Raw genomic sequence first — 9424 nt, forward strand, 5'->3', positions numbered from 1 at the left:
GATCGCCGCCCGCTACGAGCGACGGTCGCTCTTGATCACCGCCAACCAGCCGTTCGGCCAGTGGGACCGTATCTTTCCCGACAAGGCCATGACCATCGCCGCCATCGACAGGCTGGTCCACCACGCCACGATCTTCGAGCTGAACGTCGAGAGCTATCGGCGCCGGACGGCAGTCGGCCGGGACGCCGCATCCTCCGCGACAACTACCGAAGTGGATAATTGTCGCTCAGCGACAACTACATCGGAGGCCGGCGACAATTAGACTTGCCGGCGCCGCTGCGCGGCGCCACCATCATCATCCCATCACGGCGACCGGCCATCGTAGTTGTCGCCCACCGGCCATCCCAATTGTCGCGCTACACCCTCGACCGCCTGGGCGTCAAGCCCGAACACGGCTGGAAGCTGAAGAACACCCCGCTTGGCCGGGTGTGGCTCCCCCGCAGCGCCGACGACGTGGCGCACCGTCTGCGCGAAGTCCGTCGCCTTGCGGAGCCGCTGGCGGAGGCCTGCGACAAGCTGCGCGGCCTGGATCTGACCGAAGAGCCCGAACTTGCCCGCGAGCTGGCCGAGCTGCTGACCGCCCTCGGGCGCGGCGGCCAGGCCGACCGCATCGCCCGCCTCGCCGGCGTGCCGGCGCCGCGTGGCCGCTGAGGGAGCCGACGGCAATGGTCGCCTACAACTTCCAAGCCCGCTTTGCCGCAGCCGTCGAGGCTGGCGAGAAGGCGATCACCATCCGCACCATCGGGGGGCGGCGCTATCCCCGCATCGGCGAGCGGTTGCAGCTCTACACCGGCCAGCGAACCAGGGCCTGCCGGAAGCTCGTCGAACCAGATCCGGTAGTGACTGGCGTGCAGCTCATCACTTTCCACGCCGGTGGCAGGGTGTGGATCGAGGGACACGACTGGCTGACCGACCTGGAGATCGAGATCCTGGCCCGCCTCGACGGCTTCCCATCGGGTACCGAGTTCCTTGCCTTCCACGAGCCGTCGGAGGGCGTCCGGCAGGCGGTCCTGATCGAGTGGCGGGTATGCGGAGGAGGCTCGTGAATGTGGCTCCACATGCCGCCTGTCGTCCCGACGACGACCTTACCGTCCTCAGTCTCTGTACCGGAGCCGGTGGCCTGGACCTCGCCCTCAGGATCGCTGAGCCCGTGCCCGAGCTGTGTGTTATGTCGAACGGGAAGCCCGTGCTGCGGCCACTCTCGTGGCGCGGATGGCGGATGCGTCCCTGGATCACGCTCCTGTCTGGGACGATCTGCGCACCTTCGATGGCCGACGCTGGCGCGGATGCGTGGATATCCTCGCTGCGGGCTACCCGTGCCAGCCGTTCAGTGCCGCCGGCCGGCGCCGAGGCCCTGACGATCCCCGCCACCTCTGGCCCGACATCGCCCGTATCATCGACGAGGTGCGGCCGGCGCGCGTCTTCCTTGAGAACGTGCCCAACCACATCAATCTGGGTCTCCGCCAGGTCCTCGATGACCTGGAAGGGTTGGGTTTCATCGCTGCGTGCGGGATCTTCAGCGCGGAGGAAGCAGGCGCGTCTCATCGCCGCGAGCGATTGTTCATCCTGGCCGACGCCGAAGACCAAGACGGGCGGCCCGAACTCCAATCGAGCCGACAGGACCCGTTGCGGCGGCCCGGATCTCCAGGAATACGCCGAACGCCTGTGGATGACGCCGACGACGGCGAATGCTCATGGCAATGCCTATCAACGGGATCGGGGGAAGATGGGGGCCGAGCGGCCGACGCTGGTGGGACAGGCGGAGACCTGGCCCACGCCGCAGGCAAGGGATGGCGACAGCCGGGGAATGGACCTGGGGCGGCTCGGCCATCCCGAACGATCCCGCGATCTGGCGGAGACCGCCAGCCAGTGGCCCACGCCAGCAGCGCGCGACTACCGGGCGCCGAACACGGTGGAGAGCCAGGCGCGGCGGAATGCCGGCAGCCTACGCGGCCAGCAGCTCCAGAACTTCGTGGAGCACTCCTGCCCCTCCATGCCCCAGGCCCGTCCGATCCCCGCTGGCGACGCATCCTTGCAGATGCACCGCACCTCACGCCAGCGGCTGAACCCGAGGTTCTGCGAGTGGTTGCTGGGGTGGCCGACCGGGTGGACGAACTGCGCCTTGCCGGTAACGGGGTTTGCCCGCTGGCTGGAGCGGTCGCGTACCGAACTCTCGCGGCTGATCTCGCCGCCCACCTTGCTGCCGGGCAATGAACCGGACGGCCAGGGTCGCCTCCTCTGAGGACCAAGGAATGAAGTGCCATCCTGCACAGCGATCCTTTGTCGCCGCCGACTGGCGGCCGGGTTATCTGGCCGTGCTCGCCGATCTTCGCCGTGCCCGCGCCGCCAGCGGCTTCACCCAGGCCGAGGTGGCCACGCGTCTCGGCATCCACATGCGCACCCTGCGGCGGTGGGAGAATGGCGAGGGCGATCCACCGGCCGGCATGTTGTTCCGCTGGGCGGCCGCCATGGGCGTGGTGCTGACGGTCGATCATGGGGCAAATTTGCCCCATCGGGAGCCGGGCGAAACCGGCGTAACGGCGTAATGGCTGTATCTATCTGTACGCTCGCGGCAGCCCTGCGTCGGTTTGGTCGCGCTCGTCAGCGAAGCCGATAATAACACGCAACAGCTCGGCATCCTGGATCTGCCCGAGGTTGCCGAGGCGCATCATCTCTTTGGTCATCGGTTCATGTTGGTAGTCGTTCCCCCGGCGCACCGCGCGATAGCCGATAGACACCGACATCAGGTACGCCACTGCACGTGATGAGACTCCGAACGCCGCACAACACGCTGAGAAATTTGGTTGTTATCGTACTCAACCCTTCTGTGGTAAAGGGCTCCATTAGGAGGAGCAGTCCGTACTGGGGGGAGCGCCTGTGAACGCAGACTTCTTGTGGGGAGCCCTGCCACCTGGCAGCGCCCGACGCCCTACATTTATCGATCTCTTCGCCGGATGCGGCGGATTATCCCTCGGCCTGAGAAATGCTGGCTGGTCGCCCAGCTTCGCAGTCGAGGCGCACCCGGACGCCTTCAACACGTACCGTACCAACCTCGTAAGCCCGCCACACGGAAAGGCAGAATGGCCAGCCTGGTTGCCAGTCACTGAGCATGATGTCTCTCGGCTCATTGCGGAACACGAAGGGGATTTGATTGGCCTTCGTGGCAAGATTGATGCCGTTGTAGGAGGCCCCCCTTGCCAGGGCTTCTCGACGAATGGCCGGCGCCGAAAAGATGACCCCAGAAACGAGATGGTCAAAAGTTACCTTGCAATTGTCAGGATGGTCGCGCCGAAGCTCGTCCTGATAGAAAATGTTCGGGGGTTCACATCGACAGAGCATGATGGCGAAGGCTCCTACGCCGATTACGTTCAGCAAGAGCTCAGTGAAATCGGCTACGACACTTGGTCCCAGCTTCTCCTTGCGTCGGATTGGGGCGTCCCACAACGGCGACCACGCTTTTTTCTGATTGCAGCCAAGAAGGGCATGTTGTGCGGCGTAGATCCCTTCGAAAGGCTACGAACGGGTAGGCGGTCATTTTTGCAAGTGCGGGGCCTTCCTATTCGGCGTCCAGTAAGCGCACAAGAGGCGCTTGGGGACTTGGAAACTGCCGACAAGCCACTCGTACCCGATCCCGAATTCGGCGAATCCGGCTTCCAGTGCATCGACTACCGGGAACTCTCGCACCTTTCGGCCTACGCCCGCCTCATGCGGGTTCATGCGCCGGAGCAACCGACGGACTTGAGGCTTCCCAGGCACACGGGAACTGTGAAAGACCGCTTCGCCAAGATACTAGAGACCTGCCCGAAAGGGCGTTCCATCTCGCCGGAGAATAGGTTGAAGCTTGGCATAAAGAAGCGATCCACTACCCCAATGTCAGGTGCTCAGCCGTCTCCGACTGTTACAACGCTGCCCGACGACATCATACACTACTCTGAGCCTCGCGTGCTCACAGTGCGTGAACACGCGAGGCTGCAATCGTTTCCCGACTGGTTCCGCTTCACTGGCCCATATACAGCAGGTGGGCCGTGGAGAAAGCGAGCCTGCCCCCGCTACACTCAGGTGGGAAATGCGGTTCCTCCGCTACTAGCCGAAGCGCTTGGCGAGGTGCTACGAGGCCTTCTGGATTCCAGTAGCAGCGAGGATCTCACCGAGTGCCACAATGTTGTCGAAATGGCGAGCCATCTCCCGACGTAACTCCGGAAAATCTTCTATGTTTATAGAAGCGTCGGCGTCTTTCGATATCTCCCACCCGCGGGGGCCGCGAACTTCAGCCACGTGTCCAAGAACGTTCCGCAGATCGAGTACGGCCGTATTGTAGCTCTTCAGAATCTCCCGGTGCTCTTTGCAAGCCTCTCGTCCTTTGGTGAGGTGCAAGGCCAATTTGTAGAGATGAAAGCTTGTAACGGTGCGGGAATGTAGCCGGTCTCTAAAAGTTTCAGCCTTACCATACTTGTCCCGCATGGCTGCGGCAGATTGGGTGACAAGTGTGTCTAGCTGGTCGACAATTTCTGTTTTTTTGTCCGCCTCCGCAGCCTCGTACTCACTTAGCAGAATAGACTTCAGCGCGGCGTCGCACTTCCCGACGATGCCCATTGCAAGCCCCCGCATACCCTCAAGTCTCGACAGCCGCCTAGCTGCCTCGTCGATACGCCCTTCTAGGCGGTCAGCGAGATGCCGCCGTTCCATGCAATAGACGCCGTCAATTTGCGCTTTGTGAACCAGATTCCTGAGGTCAACGGTCGTTAGGCCACTATAGAACACGATGTCGGTGAAGCCGAAGCCCTTGCGTATGCGACCCGCAAGCTTGTCGCCTTTTCCTGCCTGACCAAGATCATAGTCCACTAGTACAATTTCGAAATCATCGTAAAGCCGTTGCCTCTCGGCCAAGATCTCAACTTCATCGCCGTCCGAGAGCATCTCGATCCTAGGCTTGAAGCCTAGCTCCTCAATATACTCTTCGATCTCTTTCCGTTGCCCGCGCACGTCGTCGGGCTGATTCTCAAACCAGAGCACACCAAATTCTAGCCTCACTTCTTCCCCCTCTTTGGCAGGCGAATAATGAACTGCGCAGCCCCCTGGGGCCGCTGGGGATCAAGGGCAATGCTTCCTCCGATCCCCTCGATGACCTGTTTTGCATGATAGAGGCCTAACCCCGAGCCGCGCCGCGAACCGCTATATCCCCTCTGAAAAATTCTAGTGACATCGACAGCTTGTTCATCGATGCCACCCCCATCATCCGAAACGACGATCTCAATGGAGCCAGTAATACCCGTAGATTTTCTGCACTTAAAAGCCATTCGACGGGCGCCCGCCTTACCAGCGTTGCTAAACAAGTTATCAAGAACGATCGTGAGCTCGACTGGCTTGAACTCCATAATTTGAGAGGCGCCTCCGGCGTCAAAATCAACGTCGCCGATATCCCCGTATAGCGGCGCAACTTTACTCACGTACTCCCCGATATATTGAACTATGTCTTCTTCAATCCGATCGGCGTTAAGCTTGAACTTCGCCTGTGTAGCAATCCTAGTGACAGCCAGTATCTTGCTGTTTTGGAAAGCGATCTCCTCAAGATCGTCCAGGACTGACTCTGTTTGACCACCACGGCTTAGTTTTCGCAAGCACCTTTTGGTGAGTGTCTCAACCTCCGTGGCATATATAATCACCTGATGATGTAATAGTTGCAACTCCTCGCTGCCCTGATCTTTCGCGTTTAGCAGTAGCTTGGCCTGCTTTTCAACCCGTTCTAAGCGGGCCCCTGCGTCACGTGCAGCCTTTTCGGCAACGCTCGCCCGCTTCTCAGCCTCCTTGCGGGCTCGAAGCTCTTCATCGGCTTTCTGCTTTGCGGCGGCCTCGCTCTGTTTTAGCTCTTCGTAGCGTCGCCGAGACCTTTCGATTCGCGCCAACAGCGCCTGATCCCCCGCTTCCTGCGCAACAAGCGCAAGGCCTTCAAGCGAGTCCTCAAACTCCGCGGCGCGCTCGTTAATGATATCGATCAGCTCTCTATCATAATCAAGCAGCCTTACGCTTGGCGAACCGGCAAGAGCCTTGACGATGCCAATAATACGGGCCCTTGCGCTATCTGATTTAAGACCAGCAGCATCATCGCTTTCCTGATCTAGACTATCAACCCAGTTGACGGTCACTGCATATCGCTCAAGGCGGAAAAAGGCGTGCTTCATTACCGCTTCGTAGAGCTGAACTTGAGCAGGACCTTCGATCAGGCCTGCATCTCGGCTAGAAGCTTCTTGGAAAACACCGACTGGCGCTGTGACGTCGATCTTTCCAAGGATGTCACGGAGACCAAGGTAACGGGCAACACCCTGTTGTTTACGGCGGCCAATCCCGAAGGTGTCGTCCGTCGGCTCTCCCACTGGATAGACACGGAACCCATTGACAAACAAGAAGATGTTGCCGAATTGCACCGGCTGCACGCCCATTCGGTGAGTGAAGGTTTGTTTCGCACTTTTGTTCAGGAAATGCAGCGTCACCTCAACACCGCAGTGCGCCAGTACGGGGAATCTATTATCTTCCTCTATCCTGTATATTAGAGTTCCGCGATCCCAAAGACTTGTTTCGACGCGTGAAGAATTTATCGATACAGAAATCTTTGCCGTCTTCTGATCGAGAAGATCGACTATATGGTTCCCAACGGGGCCTTCGATATCATCTTGCGGTGCGCATGTAACATGTGTCTCGATTCTCAGGTCTTCGCTTGTATCGAAGGGATTTACGAGCTTTGCGAGATATGCCCTCAGCTTCTTTATCTTTTCCCCCGACCACGTGTCGCGAAGACGGCTGATTACAAGCATCGTTCCTTCTGCAGTCGGCGCATGGGCTTTCTCTGGTTTCGGAAACGCGCCTACTTCACCCAGCTGCACATCTACTGTCGCGAATTCTGTGTCGGCATCTAGCTCAAAATCCGTCCAATTAACTACAAGGTGCTGGACAGCCTTGCCGCCGAATGGTCTTGAATAAAGATCCAGCTGCATTCCAAGTCGGTCGCATGAAAAGCGTCCAATACCCTTGTTACCTGCATAGCCCCGTCTCGCAGAAATCGCGTCACGATAGTCCCTCGGCAGCTCTTCGTCTTCTCTACCCCATCGCTTCGCGGAATAGGCGACGAACAACCACTTTCCGATGATGTCATCACGGGACATACCTTTGCCATTATCGGTTATAATAATGGTATCGTCGCCGAATTCGATCCCAACGTGGCTCGCGTGAGCATCGAACGAGTTTTTCACGAGCTCGAATATAGCGACGAAGTCGTTAGTAATGAGGTCTCGCCCAATGATGTCTTTCAATGCTGAGCTGATGCGGAATTTTTTCTGCATGACGTTCCCTTTTAGCGACCCCTTGGGGCGGCGAGAGCCCTAAAGTGGTAGAAGCCGACACGTCGGCAGGCTAAACGTGAATGGATGGTCTGTCGACTCGATACTACCGGGAAGATCTAGCAAGGCAGAGCCCGAGATCGTCGACAGCGACAGTGACTTTGGTCGTGGTGGTCAGCCCGCCCCGGGGACTTCCAGAGCTTGCGCACCGCGCTGATGGCGTGCGGCAGCGGCTCGCGCCGGGCCTGGCTGTTGGGGTGGCGGTGGCGCCGTCCGATGACAGTCGGCGATGCAGCACTGGGCTGCGGCCGTCGGGCGCGGGTTGGCTGGCCCACGGCCATTCTTCTAATTTCGGCGAGGATGTGGGCTCCGACGGAGCGCCGCAGGGTGCAGTCGGTTAGCCGTAGAGATCACCATCGACGGAGCCATGCCGTCGCAGGTGATGCCCCCGCCCAGCGTTAGGGCGGGGCCTTAGGCCGCCATGGCCGGAGTTTTCCCAGCGTTTTGGCCTTGACGTGCGGGCAGTACAGGACTGGGAACAGAAGGGGCGGCGACCGGATCGGGCGGTGCGGGCCTATCTGCGCGTTGTCCAGCATAATCCGGCTGCAGACGAGGCGGCCTTGCACGCCGCCTGACAAGCCTGCCTGGTGGCGGGGCCAGTCTGCCCGACCAGGATCGGCGCCGTCCTGAGTTGCCCGCCTCTCAAACCGTCACGCCCGGCCAAGCGCCCTGGATCTGCACATAGAAGTCCCCCCAGCCCTCGGGATTGAGGCGGATGTCCATCGTCTCGCCGCGCGCCTTACCGGGAATCGGCGTCAGCACCACTTCGTTCACCACCAGGGCCAACGCCTTGGCGATAGGGTCGGCGTAGCGGGGAACCGAGAAGTTGGTCTCCATCCGCACCAGCGCCGACACCAGCAGCGCCCGAATGTCCTCCGATGGCAGCAGGTCGGGCAGGCGGGGCATGGCGCGGATGGACGCCAGGCGGTCCTGCAGGGCCAGTATGCGAGTGGTGGCCTGCTCAGCCTGCACGCCGTTCTCTATCGCGGTCAGCAGGCGCGCCATGGCCGCGTCAATCGATGCCACCTCGTCATCCAGCTGCGCACGGACGGCGTACTCGGCTGCCAGTTTGGCGCCGATGGGCACGGCCCAGTCCTCGACTGCGGCCACGTGGTCCAGCAGGGCCTGGAAGACGGCTGCCGCCACCTCCTGCTCGCGTCGGCCGCGGGCGTTGGTGCAGGTGCGGTGGATGCGGTAGGTCTGGCAGACATAGCGGGTTGCGTTCGCCACCACCTTATGGCCGCCGCAAGCGCCGCATTTCACGAGGCCGGTCAACGGATGCGGCAGGCCCTTGCGGTCCTCGGCGAACTTGCGCCGGCGCTCGCTGGGCGGCTTCTCCCACTTCCACTTGGGGTTCCGTTCCGCCTGGACCCGGTGCCACAACTCGTCGGAGATGATCTGCAGCTCGGGAACATGGGTGCGCAACCACTCCGATTCCGGGTTATTGGCATAGCGGACACGGCCGGTCTTCGGGTCCACGACCTTGCGGGTGCGGTTGTGGATCAGCCAACCGCGGTAGATCTCGTTGGCGAGGATGCCGCGGCCACGGCTGCGCTCGCCTCGGATGGAGTGGATGCGCCAGCGTTCGCCGCCTGGCGCCGGCACGCCCTCTTCGTTGAGCTGGCGGACGATCTCGCTCACCGGAATGCCGGCGGCTACTTCCTCGTAGATCCGGCGGATGACCGCCGCCTGGTCTGGGTCGATCTCGCGCAGGCCGTTGACGTAGCCGCCGCGATCATCCGTCACGCCGCGTACCACCCGGTAGCCGTAGGCTAGGCCGCCGGCGGCGCGGCCGGCGGCGGCGATGGCCTTGTGGGAGCGGCGGATCTTGTCCTTCAGGTCCCGCAGGAACAGGGCGTTCATGGTGCCCTTGAAGCCGATGTGGAGGTCCGTCTGCACAGCGACATTGAACTTGACGAGCCAGCGACATTGTTGGTGACGACAGGGTCCGACCGGAGGGCGGGCGTAGCCCGGCCGTAGGTCGGACCCTGTCCGGCGCGGGTTTTGCCCTCGCCAGTGGCCGCGACGGCTGC

10 protein-coding genes are annotated in these 9424 nt (G+C 61.1%); 6 read left to right on the forward strand and 4 right to left on the reverse strand.

Translation table 11 applies throughout. The features are described from left to right. The 5 genes from CRP50_RS24510 to CRP50_RS24530 all read left to right on the forward strand — a co-directional run. Positions 1-262, forward strand: a 262-nt coding sequence (locus CRP50_RS24510) for an ATP-binding protein (protein WP_176525346.1), incomplete at its 5' end; no start/stop codon positions are given. A gap of 2 nt (positions 263-264) precedes the next feature. Continuing rightward, a complete protein-coding gene (locus CRP50_RS24515; protein WP_141415258.1) occupies positions 265-651 on the forward strand; it encodes a hypothetical protein in 387 nt (128 codons plus the stop codon). A 14-nt stretch (positions 652-665) separates the two neighbouring features. Further along, positions 666-1046 (forward strand): hypothetical protein, encoded by a 381-nt coding sequence (locus CRP50_RS24520; RefSeq protein ID WP_097281830.1) that lies wholly within the window; start codon positions 666-668, stop codon positions 1044-1046. Positions 1047-1212: 166 nt separating this feature from the next. Then, on the forward strand, positions 1213-2214 hold the full coding sequence (locus CRP50_RS24525; protein ID WP_217992125.1) for a DNA cytosine methyltransferase: 1002 nt from the start codon (positions 1213-1215) through the stop codon (positions 2212-2214). A gap of 38 nt (positions 2215-2252) precedes the next feature. After that, positions 2253-2546, forward strand: a complete 294-nt coding sequence (locus CRP50_RS24530) for a helix-turn-helix domain-containing protein (RefSeq protein WP_101614066.1) — start codon at positions 2253-2255, stop codon at positions 2544-2546. A 9-nt stretch (positions 2547-2555) separates the two neighbouring features. Here the strand turns inward: CRP50_RS24530 and CRP50_RS24535 are convergent, their stop codons facing one another. Continuing rightward, positions 2556-2756, reverse strand: a complete 201-nt coding sequence (locus CRP50_RS24535; protein WP_097281832.1) for a hypothetical protein — start codon at positions 2754-2756, stop codon at positions 2556-2558. 121 nt (positions 2757-2877) lie between these two features. Here CRP50_RS24535 and CRP50_RS24540 point away from each other — a divergent pair, with 121 nt between their 5' ends. Continuing rightward, positions 2878-4194, forward strand: coding sequence for a DNA cytosine methyltransferase (locus CRP50_RS24540; RefSeq protein ID WP_176525347.1), 1317 nt, complete (start codon positions 2878-2880; stop codon positions 4192-4194). On the opposite strand, the gene CRP50_RS25380 is transcribed toward CRP50_RS24540, so the two are convergent. The 3 genes from CRP50_RS25380 to CRP50_RS24555 form a co-directional block, all read right to left on the reverse strand. Then, positions 4108-5031: a hypothetical protein gene (locus tag CRP50_RS25380; protein ID WP_141415259.1), complete on the reverse strand. Its 924-nt coding sequence runs from the start codon at positions 5029-5031 to the stop codon at positions 4108-4110. The genes CRP50_RS24540 and CRP50_RS25380 overlap by 87 nt on opposite strands. Next, positions 5028-7334 (reverse strand): sensor histidine kinase, encoded by a 2307-nt coding sequence (locus CRP50_RS24545; RefSeq protein ID WP_097281834.1) that lies wholly within the window; start codon positions 7332-7334, stop codon positions 5028-5030. Before CRP50_RS24545 ends, CRP50_RS25380 begins: the two co-directional genes overlap by 4 nt. A 699-nt stretch (positions 7335-8033) precedes the next feature. After that, positions 8034-9254 (reverse strand): recombinase family protein, encoded by a 1221-nt coding sequence (locus CRP50_RS24555; protein ID WP_141415260.1) that lies wholly within the window; start codon positions 9252-9254, stop codon positions 8034-8036. Between the last annotated feature and the right edge of the window lie 170 nt (positions 9255-9424).

The sequence above is a fragment of the Caenispirillum bisanense genome, assembly GCF_900230255.1.
GTDB lineage: Bacteria > Pseudomonadota > Alphaproteobacteria > Rhodospirillales > Rhodospirillaceae > Caenispirillum > Caenispirillum bisanense_A.

What these genes read in the sequence shown, in the direction of transcription:
- CRP50_RS24520 (WP_097281830.1), top strand. Translation starts at nt 666, where the DNA reads ATGGTCGCCTACAACTTCCAAGCCCGCTTTGCCGCAGCCGTCGAGGCT.
- CRP50_RS24525 (WP_217992125.1), top strand. Translation starts at nt 1,213, where the DNA reads ATGGCGGATGCGTCCCTGGATCACGCTCCTGTCTGGGACGATCTGCGC.
- CRP50_RS24530 (WP_101614066.1), top strand. Translation starts at nt 2,253, where the DNA reads ATGAAGTGCCATCCTGCACAGCGATCCTTTGTCGCCGCCGACTGGCGG.
- CRP50_RS24545 (WP_097281834.1), bottom strand. Translation starts at nt 7,334, where the DNA reads ATGCAGAAAAAATTCCGCATCAGCTCAGCATTGAAAGACATCATTGGG.
- CRP50_RS24555 (WP_141415260.1), bottom strand. Translation starts at nt 9,254, where the DNA reads ATGAACGCCCTGTTCCTGCGGGACCTGAAGGACAAGATCCGCCGCTCC.